At 35.3% G+C, this 24,734-nt stretch carries 20 protein-coding genes and 1 tRNA gene; 10 read left to right on the forward strand and 11 right to left on the reverse strand.

The window, feature by feature from the left end:
* Nucleotides 1-26 precede the first annotated feature (26 nt).
* The 6 genes from panS (at nucleotide 27) to A9G08_RS11140 (ending at nucleotide 4,535) form a co-directional block, all read left to right on the forward strand.
* Nucleotides 27-992: a ketopantoate/pantoate/pantothenate transporter PanS gene (panS, locus tag A9G08_RS11115; protein WP_065563782.1), complete on the forward strand. Its 966-nt coding sequence runs from the start codon at nucleotides 27-29 to the stop codon at nucleotides 990-992.
* A 112-nt stretch (nucleotides 993-1,104) separates the two neighbouring features.
* The gene (locus A9G08_RS11120; RefSeq protein WP_065563783.1) at nucleotides 1,105-2,487 is read left to right on the forward strand and encodes an MFS transporter; all 1,383 of its coding nucleotides are present in this window, start codon (nucleotides 1,105-1,107) and stop codon (nucleotides 2,485-2,487) included.
* A 19-nt stretch (nucleotides 2,488-2,506) separates the two neighbouring features.
* Nucleotides 2,507-3,139, forward strand: a complete 633-nt coding sequence (locus A9G08_RS11125) for an MBL fold metallo-hydrolase (RefSeq protein ID WP_065563784.1) — start codon at nucleotides 2,507-2,509, stop codon at nucleotides 3,137-3,139.
* A 120-nt stretch (nucleotides 3,140-3,259) separates the two neighbouring features.
* Nucleotides 3,260-3,832 carry a biotin transporter BioY gene (locus A9G08_RS11130; RefSeq protein ID WP_065563785.1) on the forward strand — a complete coding sequence of 191 codons (573 nt, stop codon included), beginning with the start codon at nucleotides 3,260-3,262 and terminating at the stop codon, nucleotides 3,830-3,832.
* Entirely contained in the window at nucleotides 3,808-4,410 is a 603-nt protein-coding gene (locus A9G08_RS11135; protein ID WP_081299583.1) for a YiiX/YebB-like N1pC/P60 family cysteine hydrolase, read from the forward strand. The genes A9G08_RS11130 and A9G08_RS11135 overlap by 25 nt, the downstream gene beginning before the upstream one ends.
* Before the next feature lie 49 nt (nucleotides 4,411-4,459).
* Nucleotides 4,460-4,535: transfer RNA gene (locus A9G08_RS11140), tRNA-Asn, on the forward strand.
* A 313-nt stretch (nucleotides 4,536-4,848) separates the two neighbouring features.
* Here A9G08_RS11140 and A9G08_RS11145 read toward each other — a convergent pair.
* The 9 genes from A9G08_RS11145 to A9G08_RS11190 all read right to left on the reverse strand — a co-directional run bounded on the left by A9G08_RS11145 (nucleotide 4,849) and on the right by A9G08_RS11190 (nucleotide 16,190).
* Nucleotides 4,849-5,772: a hypothetical protein gene (locus tag A9G08_RS11145; RefSeq protein WP_065563787.1), complete on the reverse strand. Its 924-nt coding sequence runs from the start codon at nucleotides 5,770-5,772 to the stop codon at nucleotides 4,849-4,851.
* The gene (locus tag A9G08_RS11150; protein ID WP_065563788.1) at nucleotides 5,769-7,013 is read right to left on the reverse strand and encodes a M23 family metallopeptidase; all 1,245 of its coding nucleotides are present in this window, start codon (nucleotides 7,011-7,013) and stop codon (nucleotides 5,769-5,771) included. Before A9G08_RS11150 ends, A9G08_RS11145 begins: the two co-directional genes overlap by 4 nt.
* Before the next feature lie 109 nt (nucleotides 7,014-7,122).
* Nucleotides 7,123-8,145 carry a hypothetical protein gene (locus tag A9G08_RS11155; RefSeq protein WP_065563789.1) on the reverse strand — a complete coding sequence of 341 codons (1,023 nt, stop codon included), beginning with the start codon at nucleotides 8,143-8,145 and terminating at the stop codon, nucleotides 7,123-7,125.
* Nucleotides 8,146-8,512: 367 nt separating this feature from the next.
* Nucleotides 8,513-9,106: a hypothetical protein gene (locus tag A9G08_RS11160; protein WP_218058485.1), complete on the reverse strand. Its 594-nt coding sequence runs from the start codon at nucleotides 9,104-9,106 to the stop codon at nucleotides 8,513-8,515.
* A gap of 67 nt (nucleotides 9,107-9,173) precedes the next feature.
* Nucleotides 9,174-9,848 carry a hypothetical protein gene (locus A9G08_RS11165; protein ID WP_065563791.1) on the reverse strand — a complete coding sequence of 225 codons (675 nt, stop codon included), beginning with the start codon at nucleotides 9,846-9,848 and terminating at the stop codon, nucleotides 9,174-9,176.
* A 51-nt stretch (nucleotides 9,849-9,899) separates the two neighbouring features.
* Nucleotides 9,900-10,490, reverse strand: a complete 591-nt coding sequence (locus A9G08_RS11170; RefSeq protein WP_065563792.1) for a hypothetical protein — start codon at nucleotides 10,488-10,490, stop codon at nucleotides 9,900-9,902.
* A 625-nt stretch (nucleotides 10,491-11,115) separates the two neighbouring features.
* The gene (locus tag A9G08_RS11180) at nucleotides 11,116-12,498 is read right to left on the reverse strand and encodes an MATE family efflux transporter (RefSeq protein WP_065563794.1); all 1,383 of its coding nucleotides are present in this window, start codon (nucleotides 12,496-12,498) and stop codon (nucleotides 11,116-11,118) included.
* Nucleotides 12,499-12,723: 225 nt separating this feature from the next.
* A complete protein-coding gene (locus tag A9G08_RS11185) occupies nucleotides 12,724-13,734 on the reverse strand; it encodes a serine hydrolase domain-containing protein (protein WP_065563795.1) in 1,011 nt (336 codons plus the stop codon).
* 17 nt (nucleotides 13,735-13,751) lie between these two features.
* Entirely contained in the window at nucleotides 13,752-16,190 is a 2,439-nt protein-coding gene (locus A9G08_RS11190; protein ID WP_065563796.1) for an excinuclease ABC subunit UvrA, read from the reverse strand.
* Nucleotides 16,191-16,824: 634 nt separating this feature from the next.
* Between A9G08_RS11190 and A9G08_RS11195 the strand changes: the two genes are divergently transcribed.
* The 4 genes from A9G08_RS11195 (at nucleotide 16,825) to lysS (ending at nucleotide 21,165) form a co-directional block, all read left to right on the forward strand.
* Entirely contained in the window at nucleotides 16,825-17,547 is a 723-nt protein-coding gene (locus A9G08_RS11195) for a type 1 glutamine amidotransferase (RefSeq protein ID WP_065563797.1), read from the forward strand.
* A 186-nt stretch (nucleotides 17,548-17,733) separates the two neighbouring features.
* The gene (locus A9G08_RS11200; RefSeq protein ID WP_065563798.1) at nucleotides 17,734-18,360 is read left to right on the forward strand and encodes a Fe-Mn family superoxide dismutase; all 627 of its coding nucleotides are present in this window, start codon (nucleotides 17,734-17,736) and stop codon (nucleotides 18,358-18,360) included.
* Between the two features lie 166 nt (nucleotides 18,361-18,526).
* Nucleotides 18,527-19,625, forward strand: a protein-coding gene (gene prfB / locus A9G08_RS11205; RefSeq protein ID WP_141673980.1) for a peptide chain release factor 2 whose coding sequence is annotated in 2 segments (ribosomal slippage) — nucleotides 18,527-18,601 and nucleotides 18,603-19,625 — 1,098 coding nt in all. Because the reading frame shifts where the segments join, the coding sequence is not laid out codon by codon here.
* A gap of 25 nt (nucleotides 19,626-19,650) precedes the next feature.
* On the forward strand, nucleotides 19,651-21,165 hold the full coding sequence (gene lysS / locus A9G08_RS11210) for a lysine--tRNA ligase (protein WP_065563800.1): 1,515 nt from the start codon (nucleotides 19,651-19,653) through the stop codon (nucleotides 21,163-21,165).
* A 166-nt stretch (nucleotides 21,166-21,331) separates the two neighbouring features.
* On the opposite strand, the gene A9G08_RS11215 is transcribed toward lysS, so the two are convergent.
* Both A9G08_RS11215 and A9G08_RS11220 read right to left on the reverse strand, forming a co-directional pair.
* Complete coding sequence (locus A9G08_RS11215; protein ID WP_141673981.1) at nucleotides 21,332-22,732, reverse strand: hypothetical protein; 1,401 nt, start codon at nucleotides 22,730-22,732, stop codon at nucleotides 21,332-21,334.
* Between the two features lie 763 nt (nucleotides 22,733-23,495).
* Entirely contained in the window at nucleotides 23,496-24,734 is a 1,239-nt protein-coding gene (locus A9G08_RS11220) for a uracil-xanthine permease family protein (protein ID WP_065563802.1), read from the reverse strand.

A 24,734-nucleotide genomic window follows, 5' to 3' on the forward strand; every position in this document is an offset into this window, starting at 1 on the left:
AATTATTCAGCCACAAGGTGGTGCTTATGTCTCGACGCTATAGTCAGTTATTTGTGCAATCCCTTATTTCACTTACTCGATTATTTCCTCTATGGGCAGTGCTTTGCGCAATAATCGCCTATTTTTTACCTAACGCATTCCTTCCAATTCGCCCTCATACATCACAACTATTAATGTTTGTCATGTTTACCATGGGCGTAACGTTAAGTATTGATGATTTTAAACGCGTCGTTACCAAACCTAAAGCGGTAATAATTTGCACCCTACTGCATTATATTGTTATGCCACTAACCGCATTGATCTTATCTAAATTATTTACCATGCGACCTGAGTTATTAGTTGGCATGGTTTTAGTTGGTAGTGTTGCGAGTGGAACCGCATCGAATGTAATGATTTATCTGGCTAAGGGGGATGTGGCTTTATCGGTCACCATCTCATCAGTATCAACACTTGTTGGTGTCGTGGTCACCCCGCTACTTACACTACTATTAGTCGGCACCACTGTTGAAGTACCAGTATGGGATATGTTAGTGCATATTGTCCAAATAGTACTTGTTCCAATATTATTGGGATTATTTGTTCACCACTTTTTATATTCAGTAGTAAAAAAATGTGAGCGCTTCCTACCATTACTCTCAATGTTATGTATTTTATTAATTATTTGCATAGTGGTAGCGGGTAGTCATGCGCTCATTGGTCAAGTCGGTATAACGGTCATTTTTGCCGTAATCATCCATAATGGAATTGGTTTGTTAGGTGGTTATTGGGGAGGACGTTTATTTGGATTTGATGAATCGACCTGCCGAACCATGTCTTTAGAAGTGGGAATGCAAAACTCAGCGTTAGCTGCAACACTGGGTACCACCTATTTTTCAGCTTTATCAGCACTGCCAGCTGCGGTATTTTCTGTTTGGCACAATATTTCTGGCTCACTCTTCGCGGGTTATTGGCAAGGCAAACCGGTTAAAGATAAGAAAAAAGCTAATAATTAATTATCATAAAATAGCATTCATGGGCTCTCTTACCCAATCATAAAGGTAAGAGAGCATAATCTTAGCGCTAAGCATATCATTCGTGCAATTTAATAACATTAGGCTGAATAAAATGAATCGCGAATTACCTCCTTTTGTCTATCGAATATTACCTTGGATTGCAGCCTTTGCTTTTTTTATGCAATCGCTTGATACCTCGATTTTAAATACTGCGCTGCCAACCATGGCTAAAGATCTCAATGAATCGCCATTAAATATGCAATCAGCGGTAATTTGTTACGCATTAACCTTGGCACTATTTATTCCGGTAAGTGGGTTTTTATCTGACAAATTTGGTACCAAAAACGTGTTTGTCATGGCGGTCGCACTCTTTACATTAGGATCATTGCTTTGTGCGCTATCTAATTCGTTAATATTCTTAGATATATCAAGAGTAATTCAAGGCATTGGTGGCTCAATGATGGTGCCCGTTTCCCGTTTGGTTTTAATTAAGGCTTTTAAACGTAATGAGTTTTTATCCGCATTAAATACTGCCACCATTCCCGGATTAATTGGACCGGTACTCGGACCTGTTTTAGGTGGTTATTTGGTTGATATGGTAAGTTGGCATTGGGTCTTTTTGATTAATTTGCCCATTGGTATTTTAGGCGTACTTGTCAGCTTAAAATATATGCCGAACCTAAAAGGTGAACACATGCCTTTTGACGCATTTGGATTTATTTTTATTGTTATTACCTTCATCAGCGCGACGCTGAGTATTGAATGTTTAAATGAAGGCCAACAATATTATTTACCGCTATCGCTTGCTATTATTAGCATCGTATTTCTCTTTATTTATCGAAGCTACGCCAAAAAGAGACAAGCACCGCTGTTTCCAATCTCATTATTCAATATCCGTACATTTAAAATTGGCATTATTGGGAATTTAGTTTGTCGCTTAGGTATTTCAGGTGTACCTTTTCTTATTCCGTTATTTTTACAGGTTGGATTTGGCTATTCAGCCATGTTTGCCGGAATGATGTTAGTACCAATGGCGATCGCTTCAATTTTTACGCGATTTTTTATTACCAAATTATTGGCTCGATTAGGCTATCGTTTTGTGTTGGTTGCAAATACTATTTTAGCGGGAATATTGATTCTTTTACTGTCATTATTAAATCTAACCACACCACTAGTCATATTAGGTATTTTACTATTTTGTATTGGTGGCGTTAACTCAATGCAATTTACCTCAATGAATAGTATAACTTTAGCTAACCTACAAGGCGAAAACACTAGCAGTGGCAATAGCTTAATGGCAGTTAATCAGCAATTAGCCATCAGTTTTGGTACTGGCTTTGGTGCGGTATTGGTTAGATTATTTAGCAACTCAACAACGACTATTCACGCATTTCAGCTATCCTTTGTTATACTGGGTGTGGTAACTATGCTATCAAGCATAATCTTTGCACAATTAACAAAAGAAGATGGTCAAAATTTAACGGCTCGGCACTAAACAACAAGGAGATAACAATATGTTTCAGTATCAAATCATTCCCGTTACAGCTTTTCAAGAAAACTGTAGCATTATTTGGTGTGATGAAACAAATCAAGCTGCATTTATCGACCCAGGTGGTGAGCCAGAACTACTAAAAAAAGCGGTTGAAAAGCTTAATGTAGATATTAAACAAATACTGCTTACCCACGGTCATTTAGATCATGTTGGTGCAGCGGTGGAATTAGCTAAACACTATAATGTTAAAATTATTGGCCCTAGCCAAGAAGATGAATTTTTACTGTCAGGCTTACCACAACAATGCATACAATTTGGTTTTCCTCATATTGATAGCTTTTTACCCGATCGCTGGTTAACAGAAGGTGAACAAATAAAAGTAGGAAATGTCACTTTAGATGTTTTATTCTGCCCAGGTCATACTCCGGGCCATATCGTATTTATTAACAAACAAGATAAAATTGCGTTTGTGGGTGATGTGCTGTTCAAAAGCAGTATTGGACGAACCGACTTTCCTCGCGGAAATCATGCAGATCTGATCTCATCAATTACCCATAAACTTTTTCCATTAGGCGACGATTTTATCTTTGTACCTGGTCATGGCCCGATGTCGAGCTTTGGTAATGAACGAATGACTAACCCTTACTTAGTATAACGTCACTATTTGTTTAAATAGATTAAAGAATAATGTAAACTTTTTTGAAACAAAAGAGTTTACATTATAAATTTTTGTATTATTATTGCACTACTGTTTATCTTTTAATGGTAGAAAATAATGACAACATATTATCCAACTTATATCAATACACTATTTAACTTATCATCTTGGCAACGCAAACTGTGTGCAACTACAGGGGCGGCCCTACTGCTAGGGTTAGCAGCTAATATCAGTATTCCCACATACCCAGTACCATTCACACTTCAATCGTTAGCCGTATTGTTAATTGGCGCTTTTTTAGGTCGTAAACTAGGTGCATTAACCATACTTCAATATCTCTTTTTAGGTGCAATGGGATTACCACTATTCGCTAACGGTAGCGGTGGAATTATGGCATTAGCTTCACCGTCATCAGGTTATTTGTATGGTTATATATTTAGTGCTTATTTAGCCGGTTTTGCTGCCGAAAAAGGGTACGATCGTCACTTTATTTTAGGATTAATTGCCTTCGCTTGTGCACATCAACTCTTATTTGTATTTGGTGTCGTTTATCTAATGGGATATATGCATATTTCACTTATCGAAGCACTAAAAGTTGGCTACTTACCTTTCGTTGGTGTTGATGCAGTTAAATTTATTATTGCAACTTGCGTAATGTTCTCATTATGGCGCCACCACGCACGCAAATAACCATGCAAATTGGCGATATTATTTTCCAAGCCCAGAATGAAGAAAGCGAATTCAATACCGCAGTGACGCATTCTGGTGCCGACACGGATGAAATAATCAAACAGATAAACCATGTTGGGTTATATATTGGTAATAATATCGTCATAGAAGCCACTCAACAGCATGGCGTGATTCAACAACCTCTTAATGACTTTTTAGCGAGACCTAAATATAATCTGGTCGCAACCATTTATGATGATTCAGTCATCAAAAATGCATTAACCCGTGTTAAAACGTGTTTAGGATTGCCCTATAACCATAGTTTCCGTGCTGAAGATGAAGGATTTTACTGTAGCGAATTAATTACTTATGCCTTTAAATACCCATCAGGTGAAGACTATTTTCAGCGCTATCCAATGAATTTCAAAGATTCTGCGACTGGTCAAATTATTCCTTATTGGATCAAATACTACCAAAAACAACCCATCCCGCAAGGCGAACTTGGCTCACACCCTCAGCAATTACTTAGACAAAAAGCCTTATTCAAAACAATCGTGAATCATCATAAATGCGTTAAAAATACAGTAAAAAAAATTTAACAGTTGACATGGAGCGATTAAATCTATAATATGCGCGCTACATTTCGGTTCCTCCATAGTTCAGTCGGTAGAACGGCGGACTGTTAATCCGTATGTCACAGGTTCAAGTCCTGTTGGAGGAGCCAACTTTTCACTTCATCTCATATCTATACATCTCTATTTGATTATAAGTCAATGTGTTATATTTTTTCGGGTTCAAATGTGGGTAAGCAAAAATGCTCATTTTTTTCATCACTAATCTATCACCTCTAAAGCGTCAGAGCCTTCGGGTGTATGAAAATGGAATAAATAACTTTCATTAGTTCTTTTGGAGAAGTTACGAAACCTAATTAAAAGTATTAAAAATTTATTCATTATTTCCAATCTACATTGTTATTTTTTTATCATTTTATATTAAGATTAACCTATTGATTGGACTAATATCCTAACATTGAATTATTATTTAGGTATAGTTGAAAGTTCTTTTAACTCGACTTCGTACAAATCATCAAAGTTGTATATTTTTTTAGATATTATTTTATTTTTTTCATATTGCGTAATGATTTTGTAGTCTTTACCGAACTCGTCGGGGTGGTAATACGTCGTTTCGATCAATTCGCCTTTTTCATCGTATTTTTTCCATAACCCAACTTGGATTCCTGTTCCATTAAAAATCCCTTGGCAACCTGATAATTTTAATTTTCCATTTGGAAAATACTCTGTTATAGGTTTTTGACATGGAGTACTATCAATGGATATAGTTGGTGATAATTGTATCAAGCTAATATCTTTATCTATATAAATGTAATTTTTATCTTGCTGATAATCTTGAGGTATATATGAATAACTTACTATTAATTTTTTCTTTAACTTAAAGGTAAATGTATCTTTTTGAAATGAAATAGACATAAATTCTTTTAATAAATATCTATTTGAGTCACTTCTTGGTTCATTAATTAAAAAATCTGATATGATTTTCTCATTTTTAATTATGATAACCTTATACCATTCAGTACCTATATCTGCTGTTGCTTCAATGACAAAAACTATATAAGGAGATTGTTGTGAAGATGAATATTGATAGATCTTGAAACCAGGACCGTCATATTTTAGGGGAGCATAATCGATCACCCCTATCTTTTTGTTATTTGTAAACAGGTTAAAGGTTTCGCTTGTATCACTGTAGGTAAACCTATATTTTTTACTTTTAAATAAATTTCCGGACTCATCAGAATCTAACACTTTGAATTGATTAAAATCAATTCTAGCTGTCTGACTATATTTTTGCTTGTCATTATTTATTTTAGATATTTGGTTGGATGTAGAATTTCCTTTACACCCAAATAATAATAAAATATAAAGAAATATAATTAATTTATTCATTTTCTTTGTCTTTCCTTTTTTACTTTAGTTTGTTCTTCTTCATTTATAGTTTTTAATCTTACGAAAAAAGCAGGATTATATCTATTTATTAAACCCTTACCATTACCCAAAGGTTTTTTTGCGATTTCAAAATGTAAATGAGGATTTATTACACCTTCTGCATTTCCTGTATCTCCAGAATAAGCTATGATACTTCCACTTTTTACTTCACCAGATGTTAATACAGCAGAGTTTAAATGAGCATATCTTAAATAAATATAATCAGCATTAATATCAAATTCTGGTCCAGATTCTATTTCTTTAGTAAATTCTAGTTGATAGTCTCTTTTAGACGCTCTTAAATCTTTTCCTTTAACTTTTAAAACAAGAACATTACCATAACCTTTTTGACCTTCATTTGAATAACTCACTATTTCACCATCTAAACATGCTTTACATGGTGTATTTATATTAGCAAAAATATCTAATCCTTGATGAGCTTTATCTGAACCATCAGCGTATTTTCGTACCATACCAAATGCTCCATTTTGTTCCTTATGAACACCTGAGGAATTATAATATGTTCTTTGAGGGTTATCGATTGGATCATGCCATATAATGGGGGTAATTTGAAAACTTTCATTTTCACCGATTAAAAAATCATAATATCTTGAACCCTTAACCGTATCGAATTCACCTGTAAGAATACCTTTAAAATTTACCTTAGTTGCGTTGGTATCTTTTATTTCTGTTCTTATGGTTAAACGGGTACTTTTATTTTCAAGATTATTTAATTTGTTTTGTAATTCCTGATACTCTTTATCATTTTTAGGACGAATTTCAATCTCTTGGATATACTCAATTTTCTCATCAATGGTAAATTGTAGTTCGGTTTTTTCAACTCCATTCACTAAAAAGGGAATAGATTTTTGTGGATATAAGTTTTGCTCATTACCTTTTTTTTCAAGTTCACGAATGCTAATAACCAAAGATCCTTTAGGGGGCTTACCGTAACATTTAACTACAAGATAAATTTTGTCACCCAAACAGGCTTGATTTAATTTTAAATAGGTATATTCATTTGGTTTATTCGGAGCATTTACTTTTTTTGCAAAATAGGCATCCGTTACATTAATATCAAAATCAGATTGATGTAGCAAATCATAAACAATTTGGTTAGGATTGGCTGAATAAGAATCCACTATTTCGGATTGATCGTTAGAGGATTTTATATTTTCTGTCGGAAGGCTTTCGTTTTCCATTATAGGATGTTTAAGTTGTTATGTTTATTTTTTTATTTATTGTTTACTTACCACCGTTCATATTTATGAGGGTGATAAGCATAATAATTGTTTGTTTAATATATTATCGTTACTTCAATTCATCAATTTCTTTATCCACAAATTTGCGTTCGATAAGCTCACCGTCTTTATAGGTTTCTGTGTACAAAAGTTTGCCTTTTTTAGCAGAAGATAGATCCTTAGAACCATCTAATTTCTTTTGATAGTCTAATTGATAACATTTCCGGACACCATCAAGTAAACCATTTTTATATTCCGATTCGAGATAAATATAACCGATATCTAGAGGCGCATATTTACTGCCTGTTATCTCTATCCATACCACCTCGCGAGTATGGTTTTGAACTAAACCTTCCTCTGTAACATTAAGATCTGTATTTTGAAAAGAACCATTAGTATCATAATAACGGATGAATTTGCCTTGGGGGGTGAGTTGATATGTTCTTTTTTCTTTAGCAGCACTGTCTGTCTCATTACTGCCAAATCTCCTAATAATTATTTTCCCATTATCATAATAGAAAAATCGATAGCCTCTACTCAGATCATTTCCATATTCGTAAGTGGCTACTAATCTATCCACAATTTGATGAGAGCTGATAGAGATAATGGATTGAAAAACAAGATGATTTCCATACTCGCAATGGTTGCATTCTAACTCAAGGTTCTCGGTGGTGAGTAGAAACAGATCAAACTGAGGAAAGCCGGCTATTTTTTCCACATGAACTGTAATCTTCTGGTTTAAAATATCGTTGATATTAAATGGGATATCATAGGAATCCTGAACAATCTGCTTTAAATTTTCTTGGGTTAAAGTAATCTTATAGGATTGTTCTGATTGGGACTGCTTATATAAATTTCTGGCCAATTCATCAAAAGCTTTTTCACTCCCCGAACGTTCATTTTCTGTTTCTGCATCTTGCCAATGTGTGGCAAAAGGATATAAAACATGTTTATCACCAATTGGCGGGCTGGCAAGTGGAGCTTGCATAATTTGGGTAATAAGATCGTCTTTTTTATTTTTATTAATCGGTTGGCTATTCGCTATTTGATTACTCATAAATAAGAGGGTTATACATGCTATTATCAATCTCATTGCCAATATTCCTTGTTTATTTTTTACAATGTTTCCCCCGTACTTTAAAAAACGCTTGTATAGAATAACGGGTGCAGTATATGAGTGCGGTTTTCAGAATTTATGGAGAGTATATACCTAATTTCAGATAATAGTGAATTTATTTCCGCTTTATTTTAGGTGGATTTTTAATTGATAACTTACTATGAATATTAACAATTTTTGCCAGAATATTTTTTTATTATCACGCATATTATGCACGGCAATCCATAGTAAAAAAATCCTGAATAATTATATATCATTTAGTCGCAATAAATTGGTATATCATTATTCAGGATTTTTATGTTGATTTTCTATAAAACTATTTAAAACTAATTCTTTTTTAAAACTATAATTTTCTATTGCCTAATACGCCATATTTGAAGTAATCTTCCATACCTATATTATCCTCAGTATTATAATCAGCAGGTATAGGGCAGTCCAATATTTTGGTCTCAATTGGTAAAGGTTTTAATTTTATTTCCTTAGTGACTTCATAAATTTTTTCAATCTCAAAAAAAACATTTTCTTCATCAAATGTCCCCAAACAAATTCCATTTTTATTATTTTCTAATCGAACATCAATAGAATATACATATTTATTAGCAACGGGGAGCACATCTCTTAAAATGTCATTTTTATCATATAAGAGAATATAATAATTTTTATGATTATCTTTAATTTCAATGGGTCGAACATAATAAAACTCTGTATCAAGACCAAAAGTATCTGGAAGCAAATAGTCTTCATTATTAAGATTAAAAAGCTTGTCTAACTCTTTTGATTTAAAATAATCATTATTTCGATCATATTCTTCATAGACAAATTTTGTATCTATATATTGATTTTCGTAGGCATTACAACTGAATGGTAAAAAAATTGCTAAAAATAAACTAATCAAATAGTTTTTAATTTTAGTGCGGTTTATTTTCATTTTCATCATCTTCATCTTTGGTATTATAGGAATTTAGTCTAATTTTTGCCGATATATTTTTTTATTACCACGCATTTTATGCACTGCAATCCATAGTATAAAAATCTAGAATGGTTAAATACCATTTATTATCTAATCGGGTTAGATAAAATATAAAAATATTTTTTTCATGATTCGGTATTATACCTGGAAAGTTTTCTATATAGACAACTTTAACTGTTTTAGGGGCTATTTTATCGGCAATGGCTTGATATTCCTCCCAAACAGGATTTTTTTCAAATTGATAGTGTTTTAGTTCCCAATGATAATAATCAAGCGCTATTTTTAAAGCCTCAATATTTTTTTCTTTTGAATTGGCATACAGACCTAGTTTAGTGACTTTTTCACTACATGGATCAAATGTAGGATATTGTTCATATTGTATTTTAGGATTGCCAGATATTGAAAACCCTAGCAATTCATCGTCTACCCAAGATGGTATTGTATTTTCAGTTATTTTATTATTCGATTTAAATTGTTCAATTCTTCTCATTGTGGGACTGGTACTCGCATTATATACAATGAAAAGACCTATATCTTTATCAATATATTGGTTAATTTCTTTAAAATTCTTTTTATTAAAAAGGTCAATAAGTTGATAAACCGTAGCATCAAAATGTGGGGTTGTTTGAGTCACTGCTGATTGATTTTCTATTTTTTGACTACATGCTATGTTAACCAAAGACAATAGAATCAGTAATAATATTCTCATTTTAAAATTCCCATGTTTTTTAGTTGTTTATCTTTCTTTCGAACTTAAACTTCATTTGCCATCAAATTCAACTTTTCCTTGACTTATCCATTGATTATCTTTCCACTCGCCGTCACACATATCTACCCCTGACCTAATAACTTTTGAGTTTTTGATATCGATAATGATACATTGATAGTTCCCGTTTAGTTCCTCTGATGTTCCAACATAACCTTTGCTAATAGTATCCATTTCAACATAATGTTTATTTTCAGATATTTTAAAATCAATTGAATAAATACCTGCATATACGTCATCGTATCCTTCATATCCTTCGATTTTAGATATAACACCATTTCTACTTAGTCTTGGTTCTGAATAAAGTTTGTAATCTTTAATATAATTTAAGAAGATTAATTCTTCTTGATCGCTGATTTTTAGTTTATAGGCATAGCCTGATTGACCAGATAAATGCGTATCAGACTGCAGATCTATCTTAGGAGAAACCTTAGGAGTAGAAGAAGGAGGAGACTCTAAAAAAACCTCAGTAACTACGTAATCATATTCAATGGGAGTGACATGATCATCAGCTTGTTGACTCTCAATTTTTTGACTACACGCTATGTTAGCCAAAGACAATAGAATCAGTAATAATATTCTCATTTTAAAATTGTTTCCTTTTACTATTAAGTCGACTGACAGGAAAAGCAAAAAAATTTAAACCCCAAAAAGTAATATGTGGTAAAAATTGCTTCATAGGGTTTTCTCTTTTGTATTTTTACGTTTTAAAAAAAACAGTATAAGTAAAACTGAAATATAAAGAATTAAAGGAATCTTATAAATCATATCAATGATATTTTGTCCCATCATTTCATTTTCATCAGAAAACAAAACATAATAACTATTGTGACTTAAATAATTAATATAATTATAATTTTCAGAAAGAGGATTGAATTTTAGCGCCAAAAAGACAGTAGGATCATCCTTGCAAATAAGAATTTGGGTAAAACATTTAATTAATAGCAATAGTATTATTAAGATCTTTAATAATTTCATATTGTCATCCATTTATAATCTTATTGAACTGATTGAATTTCGACTTTAATTCGGGGATGTGCTTCATAAATATTAATTTTTCCCTATTCTTTTCTTCCAATAATATAATGATATTCAATATCTACCCAATTATTTTTTACAATATGTCTTTTTTCTACTTGATTAACTTTTGTACTTAGCTTATTTGCTTAATATTGTTTGAGATAATAGCGTAGCAATAGACGAAAATAACTTATTCCAAAATTGATTTGAATTTTAATGATTTCAGCCTTTTCTTCACCCACAAAAATGACAATAAACATGAAAGTAGGTTTCCGATTGCCATAGAGATAAAAATGCCATTCATTCCCATTTTTTGAACATAGACTAAATATAGTCCTATAGAAAAAATAATGATCATTCTAATATAAAGGATAATTACCGCAGGTAGGGGTTTTCCTGTCGCTTGAAAGAATGATGCGATTATCCACGTTATTGCCATAAAACAAAAGGTAAATGATACGATTAGCACTTGTTTTCTGGTAAGATCAATCACTTCTGGTATTGAAGTAAATATTGAAAATAACCAAGGAGAAAGTAATACATAAAGTGCTGCAATGATGCTACATAATATCATTATTGTCCTTAAGCTTAGATTTAAAGCTTCTTTAATCCGATCAAGTTGATTACGTCCATAATTTTGCGAAATAAAGACCGTCATTGCACCAGCAATAGCAATCATCGGAATAACTAAAATCTGATCAATTCTCCCAACCAATATCCATGCATTCATTGCATTTTCATCAAAGGTATTGGTGATCATTTTGTTATATGCAACGATAATGATATAAGTTGAGGCTGTCATTAAAAACTGAGGCAATCCAATTCGAATGATTTCTCTGGCAATTTTTCCATTAAAGTGAGCAAGGTTAAATGTTAACGGAATTCTTGATTTTCCTTTGTGTATAAAGCGGATTAAATAAATAAAAGCCATAAATAACGATATTGTTGTAGCTAAACCTGCACCAGCCACTCCCATATCGAGTACAAATATCAATATCGGATCAAGTACGATATTGAGCGTTACCATAATCATAAATGATATTGCAGTAACATATGTCAGGCCTTCGCCAATAAGAATACCGCCATAAACCTGTAATAATATTATGAACAGTAAACCTGGGGCTAATGAATATAAAAACTGTAGACTATAGACTGTTGCTTCAAGGCTTAATTTATCACCTGATAATATATTAATAATTTGTGGGCCAAAAGCATAACACATAATCATAAATGGCACGGTTAGCAGTAAAGCGATGACGACACCTGTAACACCTAGATTTTGATAATGATTAAATCTTTTTTCGCCGATCAATCGCCCCGTTGTGGTACTGAGTCCAACGGCTAAACCTGAGGCGATAGCTTCAAAGACAAAAAATAATGGAAATAAAAGACCGGTTCCCGCCAACGGGGCTGAAGAAGTCGGATTGATCAATGAAATAAAATAGGTATTTATGATTAAGTAAGCATAATTTAATAAGTGACCAATGAGAATGGGAATCCCTATTTTTATAATTATTGGCATGATTGGACCTTCAAACATGCCTTTTTGCAATTTTTCTTGAAAATTTGACATAGATTTCTCTTTAAGTTTATTTTTTAAATAGTGATGTTATTTTTCTCTAGCGCAAAAAAGCGTCTAATCGACATGTTATCGAGAGCAAAATATCCATTATATTTTTCACTTTATAGTACCTGCCCGAACAGCACCTATCCCAACCTAAAACGTTTTGATAGACAGTTCATCGGCCTTTTGGTGGAATGAATCGCAGAAGGGATATTTTATTTACGACGAAAAAAATTAACTGTCTGTAATTGATGGAATAATATAATCCGCCATGAGTTCCCACCTGTCGATTATCATCTTGTCGACTTTCGAGACGATTGCCACTATCAGATCCTTTTCGGGAACACAATAGAGGTAAGTTCCGCCTATGCCTGCCGCAAGAAAAGTGTTAATCCCCTTATCTTCTCTAAGCCACCACATATAGCCACAATCTTCCGTATGCTGTTTTAACGATTCATTTATCCAGTTTTCTGAAATGATTGGCTTGTCATTGCAATGGCCTTTATTTAAATACAAATATCCCAAACGAAGCATATCCCGCAGAGTTAAAGACAGCCCCCAGCCTCCGGTATTGATATTTTGAGGATCTTTTATCCAACCGGTAATATTTTCACCATAGACATCTTCTTTAGAAAAGGATTTCATCTGCTGGTCAACGATCTCTTTCACCCCTAAATAACTAAATAATGATTTATTGGCAAATTCTCGGGTTGATAGTCCAGTACTCCGCGTAATAATCGCTGAAAGAAGGTGGGCATTAGACATATTGAATTGAAACTCCCCAAGCTGGCCTTTTTGTCCCAACATTTCAAGCATAAACATCGTCCAATTCTTTTGCCTTCTCAACCTATCTAATGGCTCACTCTTTTTCCAAGAATAGGGTGCAGTCATGGTAAGTAAGTGTTTGATTGTCAGATGTCGCTTTAACATATCACTGGCTTTGGATTCCGCTTCTGGAAAGAAATCCAGTATTGGTTGATCGACGCTTTTTATATATCCCTTATCAATGGCTATTCCCACTAAAGCGGAAGTAACGCTTTGTGTTACTGAAGTGAGATGATGAGTATTTTCAGCATGGTAACCTTTGAAATATTTTTCAAACACAATGCCGCCTTTTCGCAAAATAGCGATTCCTTTAATAATACCTAGTTGAAAATTCAAGGCAACATCCAGCTCTCTCAATTTATCTGGATTCATATCCACCGATTCTGCATCAATGGTTTCTAATTCTTTTATATTAGCCATAATCAAGTATCCACTTTTTAAGTCGTAGGAGTTAAATATTTTCCGATTAGTGATTTTGGATTTTTCACCAAGTCTTTAGGCGTTCCTTCGGCAATGATTTCACCGCCTTTTAATCCTCCTTCAGGACCAAGCTCCACGATCCAATCACACGATTCAAGAACTTCATGATTATGTTCAACAACAATCACAGAGTTTCCGCTTTTGATTAATTCATCCAACAGTTTTATCAGCTGAGCTGTATCATAAAGGCTTAAACCAGTAGTGGGTTCATCCATGATATACAAGATATGACCTTTTCGTTGCCGTCCTAATTCCTTCGCGAGTTTTAGTCTTTGGGTTTCCCCTCCGCTCATTGTTGAAGTGGGTTGCCCAAGCTTTATATATCCCATACCAATCCGTTCCATTATCTGTAACGGACGAACGATGAAATCATTATCACTAAATAGGGCTATCGCTTCAGAAATCTGCATATCAAGAATTTCTGAAATATTTTTCCCTTTATACGTGACCGTTAAAGCTTCGTTGTTATATCTTTTACCTTTACATTTTTCGCATGTTGCGTACATCTTTAAACTACCTTCAGGAAAAATAGCTTTACGTCCACTACCATTACACTCTCGGCAAGCGCCCTCGGAATTGAAGGAAAAGTGTCCCGCCGTTAAATTTAATCGTTTTGCTTCGGGTTGTTCTGCAAATAATCTACGTATCTTGTCCCATATTTTGGTAAAAGTAACAGGATTCGAATTTATATTTCTTCCTATTGGTGCCTGCGATACTTCAGCAAAGCCAGAAATATTTTCTGCGCCATCAAGCCTTTCTGCTATTGTTTCGATTGATAATGATTCTTCTTCAATATCTACTTCGTTTTCTTCTCCATCGGTATTGTTCTTATTGGCGTCTAAGCGAAAATAACTTTTTAACAGGGGCGTAAGCGTGTTCGATATCAAGGAGCTTTTACCACTTCCAGAAACGCCCGAAACCCCAATAAGAACACCTAATGGAAATGCGACTGAAATATCTTTTAAATTGTTGGTTTTGGCGTGTCGAATAACTAAACGGGGAATATCAGAATCATCGATATTTTGTTTTAACATCCTTACCGGCATTTTTGCCTTGCCGGAAAGATATTGTCCTGTCAATGATTTATCGCATTTTAACAGACCAGCATAATCACCTTCATAAATCACTTCTCCGCCTTCAATTCCCGCTTTTGGGCCAATATCAATGATATGTTCAGCTATTTCTATCGTACTTCTGTCATGTTCCACAACAATAACCGTGTTGCCCAAATCTTTAAGCGCTTTTATAGATTGTAAAAGTTCAAGTTTTTCTGATTCATGTAGACCTACTGTGGGTTCATCAAGAATATAGATAAGTGACTCAAGTTTGGATTCCAAATGCGAGTTAAGGAAGAGTCGTTGTATTTCCCCGCCACTTAGTGAGGACATTTCTCTATAAAGTGACAAATGACCTAAACGAGAAGCAATTAATGAGTTTGTTTTACCCAAAATATCTTTAAGAAGATTTTTCCCAAATTGCGTTATTTCGTTTAGTTCCAATGCCGATTCAAAAAACGTTTTAGCCTCGTCTAAAGTCATTTTGCCGACTTGACCAATATGTTTATCATTAATTAATATGTTGCGAGCTTCTTCACCTATGCGATATCCGTGGCATTCTGAGCAGAGGGTTATTTCGTACAGACCATTTAAATATTCGCCTCTTTTGTGTTTAGCTTGCAAAATTCTTGATAAGCAGAAGCTTTGATTTGCACTGTTATTGCTGACATAATGCCCGTTTACCACTTCTTCTTTTATTTCATCCGGTATTTCTAAATAAGGCTGATCCATATAGCCTTTGAAATTCCTTTCCAAGACGCGAAATATACCGGGGGTTACCCCGATAAAATTAAATAACTCTCGAACGGTGGGATTTTTATTTGCAATAAGCTTTTCCATATTAACGTGATAATATGCGCCTCTGCCAGCGCATTTCATACACATTCCGTTAGGGTTATTATAGGAAAAATAGCCTAATTCAAGGCGCTCTTCCTCATGTCCACACTTAGCGCAGACCCTATCTTGTCCAATAGTTTCGTTGCACTCTGAACATTTAACCCGCCCTTCACTTGAATACAGTAGGGCAAGAAGGTTGAATATGTTTGTTTTTGAACCGACTGTTGATCTTGGGTTATTCTGACGTACAACGCTTTGCTTAACTGCAATTGTCGGGCCGATACCCTCTATGCTTGCAAATTTTCTCTCATTTTCAAGTCCCGGAAATATTCCTAATGATTGAAGATACCCTTTACGTCCTTCTTCAAACACAATATCAAACATCAGACTAGACTTTCCTGATCCACTTATACCGGTAGCAACGGTTAATTTGTTTTTGGGAATAGTAATATCAACGTCTTTAAGATTGTGAATGCGAGCTCCTGTTATTTTTATACTTTTCATCTAATCAAACCTTGTCTTTTTAATTAAGAAATTCCAACTAATTTATTTATCGTTAAGATCAAACTATTGAGGAAATATAGAGCATTATTTTTTATTAGTGAAATGAAATATATATATTTTTTAAAATTTATTGACAAAATTGCAATTTTGTGCATTGGTTGTATTTGACCAATATTTTTACTCGAACTTCATCGAAAAATTATCTAATAATTTTATATTGGCTTTCGCTTCTTTTGCCTAGCTAAATTAGGTAACTTAATTAGTAATTAAAAAATTTATTAATAAAAATTCAAAAGGATAAAAGTGTTTAAGAAAAAGTTTAAAATTAAAAAATGACATTGTTTTTTTAAATGTCCCAGTATTTATTATCCAAAAATAACGTATTAGAAATTATGTGCATCTATCATCAAACAAAAGCGACTGTCATTTTCGCGCGAAAACCATAAAATCTCTCACAAGAACCAACTTTACGAATTCTAAATCCGACTAAAACAGATTTTTATACCAAATATCTCCCACAAAATGCCAAATCTTCACATTTGTTAATAAAAGATTCATAATAAACTTCGCGTTTAATTGTCCATATTCGATATAAAATAGAACCCAGATCGATAAGATTAAAGGAGATTTACCAATGCATGTGCACTTTATCATCCACGAAGATTTCGAAGCACCTGGCGCATATGAGCAATGGGCAAAAATGCATCAACACACCATTAGTTATTCTCGTGTTTATCTTGGTCATCCGCTTCCCGATAAGATAGATAAGATTGATATGTTGATTATCATGGGTGGTCCTCAATCACCAGCAACGACTAAAAAAGAGTGTCCACATTTTGACTCATTAGCCGAGCAAGCCATCATATCTACGGCAATCAAATCACAAAAAATAGTCATCGGTATCTGTCTTGGCTCGCAATTAATTGGTGAAGCCTTAGGTGCACATTTCGAGCATAGTCCGGAAAAAGAGATTGGCAAATTCCCAATTACGTTGACCGAAGCAGGCAAAAAAAATCCGCTTTTTGCGCATTTCGGTGATAGTTTGGCGGTCGGCCACTGGCACAATGATATGCCGGGTTTAACTCAAGATGCCCAAATCATTGCCTATAGTGAAGGCTGTCCACGGCAAATCATTGCCTATGGTCCATTCGTGTATGGTTTCCAATGTCATATGGAGTTAACCCATGACGTGGTTGAACAACTTATTGCTCACTCTGAAAACGACCTAAAACAAGCCGAAAAATACCGTTTTATTGATACTCCCCAGCAACTTCGTTTACATGACTATTCTGAAATGAATCAAAAGCTTTTTGTATTTTTAGACAAGTTAAGCCTTTTATCACAGACCCAAAAATAATAAATTTGATGATGATATAGAAACAATCCAAAGCTATATCATCAAAAAAACATAAGTAACGAAAATTAAACAAAAATTAGGATAGCCACCAGCTATCTAAGTAATAGTTTGTGAGATATATTGATAGTTCGTATACTCATAAAATAATGTAGTTAATAATTCCGAATAGATGAAAGGAGCGATTCCATGGCTTACACACTACCCCCTCTACCTTATGCTTATGATGCTTTAGAACCTTATATTGATACTGAAACGATGCATCTACACCATGATAAACATCATCAAACTTACGTAAACAATGCCAACGCATTATTAGAAACCCTACCAGCTGAATTAAACGATTTTTGTCCAGAAACATTATTAAAAAATTTAGACAAAGTACCAGCAGACAAATTGACTGGAATTAAAAACAATGTCGGTGGTCACGTTAATCACACCCTATTTTGGGAACTGCTAAAAATTGGAACCGAGCTTAAGGGCGAACTTAAAGCGGCAATAGAAAAAGATTTTGGTTCGGTTGATGCGTTTAAAGAAAAATTCTCAGCAGCGGCTGCAACCCGTTTTGGTTCAGGTTGGGCGTGGTTAGTATTGAAAAATGACAAACTTGAAGTCGTGTCAACCGCGAATCAAGATACCCCAATTATGGGCGAAAAATTTGCCGGCGTTTCAGGCACACCAATTCTAGCGCTTGATGTTTGGGAACATGCTTACTACTTAAAATACCAAAACCGCCGTGCGGATTACATTGGTGCATTTTGGAATGTCATCAATTGGGACAAAGTCGCTCAATTATATGCAGCAGCCAAAAAATAATCATCTCAAATAAACCTAAAAAATGACGCTTTATGCGTCATTTTTATTTTTTAGCATAGCGTTAAACGATCGCATTTACTCAAATGGCTAAAGCAAAGTCATTGCTAAGTTATACTTAAATCCGTTACAATGTACGATTAGTTAAAAACAGCAAAAACAGCAAAACATGTTTGAAATTAATCCTATCAAATCAAAAATAACCGAATTAACCGAACGAACGAATGTCATTCGGGGGTATCTTTGACTATGACCTCAAAAAAGAGCGTCTAGAGGAAGTCAATGCCGAACTAGAACAATCCGAAGTTTGGGCCGATCCAGAAAAGGCACAAGCATTAGGCAAAGAACGCGTTGCGCTAGAAGAGATCATCAATACCATCAATACCTTAGAACAAGGTCTGGACGACGTCGAAGGCCTACTTGAACTTGCTATTGAAGCAGAAGATCAAGACACTTTTGACGAAGCCAATCAAGAAGTTGAACAACTCGAAAAAAAGCTAGCCGGTCTTGAATTTCGCCGAATGTTCTCGGGTGATTATGACAGTGCTGACTGTTACTTAGATATCCAATCAGGCTCAGGGGGTACTGAAGCTCAAGATTGGGCTGAAATGTTATTGCGAATGTATTTACGCTGGGCTGAATCGAAAGGTTTTACAACCGAAGTGATGGAAGTATCAGACGGCGATGTAGCTGGCATAAAATCAGCCACAATCAAAGTAACCGGCGATTATGCTTATGGCTGGTTACGCACTGAAACCGGAGTGCACCGCTTAGTACGAAAAAGCCCATTTGACTCAGGAAACCGCCGTCATACCTCATTTGCATCGGTATTTATCTATCCAGAGGTTGATGACAACATTGATATCGACATCAATCCAGCCGATCTACGCATTGACGTTTATCGGGCATCGGGTGCGGGTGGTCAGCATGTCAATAAAACCGAATCTGCTGTACGTATTACCCACGTACCAACGGGAATTGTGACACAATGTCAAAATAACCGCTCGCAACATAGCAATAAAGATCAGGCTATGAAACAGTTAAAAGCAAAACTGTATGAGCTTGAAATGCACAAAAAGAATGCCGAAAAACAACAAATGGAAGAAAACAAATCCGACATTGGTTGGGGCAGCCAAATTCGTTCGTATGTACTTGATGATTCACGAATCAAAGACTTACGCACAGGCGTTGAAACACGCAATACGCAAGCCGTATTAGACGGCGATTTAGATCAATTTATTGAAGAAAGCTTAAAAGCCGGTTTATAACTGGTAATAAATAAAAGGTAAAATTATGTCAACACAGCAAGAGCAACAAAACCATATTGAAGAGTTAAATAACGAGCTTACAATACGTCGTGAAAAGCTAGCTGCAATTCGCGAACAAGGCATTGCTTTCCCGAATGATTTCCGTCGTGACGCAATTTCAAGCGATCTTCATAAATTGTATGATGGAAAAACTAACGAAGAGTTAATTGAAAACAAAATTATTGTAACCGTTGCGGGTCGAATGATGATGCGCCGTATTATGGGTAAAGCTTCATTTGTCTCATTACAAGATGTTGCAGGGCAAATCCAACTCTATGTCACGCGTGATGATCTACCCGAAAATTACTACAACGAACAATTCAAAAAATGGGATCTTGGTGACATCGTTGGTGCTAAAGGCTACTTATTCAAAACCAAAACAGGTGAACTATCAATCCACTGTGAAGAAATCCGCCTACTAACAAAAGCATTACGCCCATTACCCGATAAATTCCACGGTTTAGCAGATCAAGAAATGCGCTATCGTCAACGTTACCTTGATTTAATTACTAATCAACAATCACGTGACACCTTTATTGCGCGCTCAAAAGTGGTAACTGAAATTCGTAACTTTATGTTAGAAAACCACTTTATGGAAGTTGAAACCCCAATGATGCAAGTCATCCCAGGTGGTGCATCAGCCAAACCATTTATTACGCACCATAATGCGCTTGATCTAGACATGTATTTACGAATTGCGCCAGAACTTTACTTAAAACGTCTAGTGGTAGGTGGATTTGAGCGTGTATTTGAAATCAACCGCAATTTCCGAAACGAAGGGGTATCACCAAGACATAATCCTGAATTTACTATGATGGAAATGTACATGGCTTATGCCGATTATAAAGATTTGATCGTATTAACTGAAGCGTTATTCCGTCGTTTAGCCATTGCCGTGACGGGGAATGCAGTAGTGCAATATGGCGAACATACTTTTGATTTCGGCAAACCATTTATCAAAATGACCATGCGTGAAGCAATCTGCCATTATCGCCCAGAAACCAATAATGCTGATTTAGATGATTTTGACAAAGCCTGTGCGATTGCAAAAGCAGTGGGAATCAAAGTTGAAAAAGGCTGGGGACTTGGTCGAGTGGTAACTGAAATATTTGAAGAAGTGGCTGAAGCTAATCTCATTCAACCAACATTTATCACCGAATACCCGGCAGAAGTCTCACCACTTGCTCGTCGAAACGATGAAAACCCATTTGTAACAGACCGCTTTGAATTCTTTATTGGTGGACGTGAAATTGGTAACGGCTTCTCAGAACTTAATGATGCCGAAGACCAAGCACAACGTTTTGCCGACCAAGTATCACAAAAAGACGCGGGAGATGACGAAGCAATGTTTTATGATGAAGATTACATCACCGCATTAGAACATGGCTTACCGCCAACAGCAGGGCTAGGAATTGGGATTGACCGAACCGTAATGCTATTTACCAATAGCCATACCATCCGGGACGTCATTTTATTCCCAACAATGCGCCCAGTTAAATAGTTTCGACAAAGTTAATCAAACTCACTTATTCACCAATAAGTGAGTTTTTTTATATCAAAAACCCCGGTCCTCAACTTTTTTTGCTATAAAAAAGACAAAAATAAACCCACCAAGGTGGGGGTTATGTGGACTATGCCCACAAAATTGCTTTTATTGTACGACCATGCTAAGGCAAAGTGCAAAGCCCTACCGATTTATCATACGAGGGTTCAGCCCAATGTACATGACCATCTTGAGGAAAAACAACGAACCGGCTTAAACCTTTTACATCACTGGTCCAGTACCATCGGACGGCGTCAAAGTTGGTTCGGTCATATTTACCTATATTACCCCACTCCGCAAGCAAGCCTGCACCAATTGTACGCATATAATAATCACCTGATGATGAAGGTGTACCACCAATAATTTCATAACGTTTTGCATTAGTTAAATCCTTAACTTTAGGAAGGCGATAACCAATACTATTACACCAGGATTCCATGCTAGGATAGCTGTAATAAGTTTTACCTCGGTTGACAAACCATTGTTTTAACGTAAAACCATATTTAACGATAGCTTTACCACTACTATCTCGACCAACTAACTCGAATGTCTGAGGCAAAGTAGGCTTAGTAATAGGACCAGGATTGCTGGAATTCCATTGGGATTCAGTTGCAACAGGGCCAGTTAAGGTAACCCGTACGCCTGTCGCTGTCGAGTTGGTCATAGTCGCCGTGATACCACCTCGCGAGACAGGAGACCAAGACAATGCTTGTTTATTACCAGCAATGCTTAAATCAAAGTACATGTTGTTAGCACCTGTAGTTGGAAAGTTCTTACCATATGAGTCAGTTGACTGAGGCAAAAAACCAAGAGATGGATCAAAAATTTCAGGTGGACCCGCTTTTACACCTCCATTGCCTTCAAAAGCTAGACTTGGAGTGGCAAAACAAATTTCCTGCCCCTTAGGTTTGACAAAATAAGTGACCCGACTAGGATTGAAATCACTACTATTTGGAATACCATAACGCGTTGTTAATGTACCATTTGTATTAGTTAATATAACCTGATAAGGCGCTTTACAAGGTCTTAACACTGTATTACGTGTTACTGTTCTATTTCTTTCATCAAGGAGAGATAACTCTAAAAAACCATTAACCTTAATCTCATCATCACCATCATCATCCCCCCAATAATTATTGGGAGGACCAATAAGCGTTTTTAAAGTGATTAAATCGACATTCGTTGGAACGATCATATCTATATCAGCAAAACTTTGACCTGCAACCGGTAACTCAATGGGGTTTGAAGATGATGAAGTATTCGTTTTAGTCGTGTACTGTTTTCCGTTAGATAGCGTAATACCGAGCAAAGCTTCAATATTAAGAACACGTGTCTTACCACCATCAAAAGTTAAATAAGGCGCATTACCCTGAATCATATTCGAGGTTTTAGCCGTTAATGCATGGCTAGAATAAAAAGGTATTAGCAAAAGGACGAGCGGTAAAAAGATCTGTCGGCGTAATTTAGATCCGAGAGATGATCGGAATGATGATCCAAATGATGATCGAAATAACGATCGGCGCAACGATCGACTACGCGATCTTAAATTTTCGTCGATTAATAAACTGGAATGAAAAAAAATAGGCTGGGAGTTTGAATTTGGCGAATTTAAATTATAGGTTGGCCAAGTTGCCTGTTGCCTGTTGCCTGTTGGAAATTATAGAACATATGCGACAATCCTGTCAAGTATATTTATGATTTATTTAATTTTTTATATTTTTTAGTTAAATTTGATCTATTCAACTAAAATGATCCCGAAGTATAGTGACTGAAAAAATATGACGCAATAATTTTTTCATTTTAGATCGTTAATCATTGTAAAGATGATCATTAAAAGATCTAAAATAATGTTAGCTAAATTATGGTTTGATTGATAAATATCAAATTTACAAATCCTTAAAAACCATCATTTTTAATTTTAGGAAAATTTGATTTTTTTGAAGTCTTGTTAATTTATTGATTTTTAAGTGGGGTTTTAAACGCTAAAAACCCCGTTCCTCAACTTTTTTTGATGCAAAAAACAGCTACTAAAAAACGCCGTAGTTTGAAGCAGAATTATTTATATAAGACAACATTTCAAAATAGAATTTAGATCCCCAAAAACCCCGCTCCTCACTTTTTTGGGTGGAAAAACAGGGTTAAAGCACCACAGTTAGAGCGGAATGATTTATTTGAGGCAACATTGCAAAGCACAATTTTGATCCCAAAAAAACCCCGCTCCTCAACTTTTTTGTAAAAATCAGTAACTTTTTTAGCCGTTGATCAATTTGATGATTAACCGCTATTTATTAGTCAGTTGATTTATTTGGTAAGATTAAATTTAACAAAATCGCTAAAATGCCACATAAACTAATGCCTTGTAGCGCATAAGATCCAAAATCAAAGATCATTCCGCCGATCCCAAAGACTAAGACTAATGAAACGATACACATATTGCGTGATCTAGAAAGATCGACTTTATGTTTGATCAATATATTTATACCTACTGATGCAATCGATCCGAATAAAAGCACCATAATCCCGCCCATAACAACTGTTGGGATCGTACTTAAAAAAGCGCCGATCTTTCCAACAAATGACATGAAAATCGCCCAAATTGCCGCCCAAGTCATTACTCGTGTTTTGAAGTTACGGGTTAATGTGACCGCGCCAATAACTTCGGCATATGTGATACAAGGCGGTCCACCAAAGAAGCCGGCACTTGAGGTGGCTAATCCATCACCAAGCAATGTTCTTTGTAAGCCTGGATCTTTAGTATAATCTTTTCCAGTTACTGCGCTGATCGCCATAATATCACCAACATGTTCGATGGTTGGTGCAATTACAATTGGGATCATATATAAGATTGCTTGCCAGTGAAACTCTGGAAAGGTGAAGTCAGGTACTTTAAACCATGGCGCATCAATAATCGGTTGAAAATTGACTATGCCCATTATGCAAGATAAGGCATATCCCACCACAATACCGGCAATAATCGGGACTAATCTAAAAAAGCCTTTGGCCCAAATTGCTACAATTAAGGTGGTTAATAGTGACGCCATTGAAATTAGAATTAATTGATAGTTTTCGGCGGGTATTCCACTGTCGGTGCCCATTGCCATTTTGACGGCAACCGGTGCAAGTGATAGACCGATAACCATTATAATCGGTCCGGTAACCACTGGCGGTAAAATGCGATCAATTACGTGCTTTCCGTTAATTTTGACCAAAAAGGCAAAAAACATAAACACAAAACCGGCTGCAACGAGTCCACCCAATGTGGCAGGTATTCCCCACTGTGCAACGCCAAAAGAGATCGGTGCAATAAACGCAAAGGATGATGCTAAAAATACTGGGACTTTTCCTTTGGTGGTCAGTTGAAATAATAGTGTGCCCAATCCGGCTGTGAATAAAGCAACATTGGTATTTAAGCCGGTTAATAATGGCACAAGTACTAATGCTCCAAATGCAACAAATAGCATTTGGGCGCCGGTAAAAATATCTTGCCATGAATGTTGTGATGTATCATTATCGATAGTTTTAGACAC

This window comes from Gilliamella sp. wkB195 (assembly GCF_001690445.1).
Lineage (GTDB): Bacteria > Pseudomonadota > Gammaproteobacteria > Enterobacterales > Orbaceae > Gilliamella > Gilliamella apicola_E.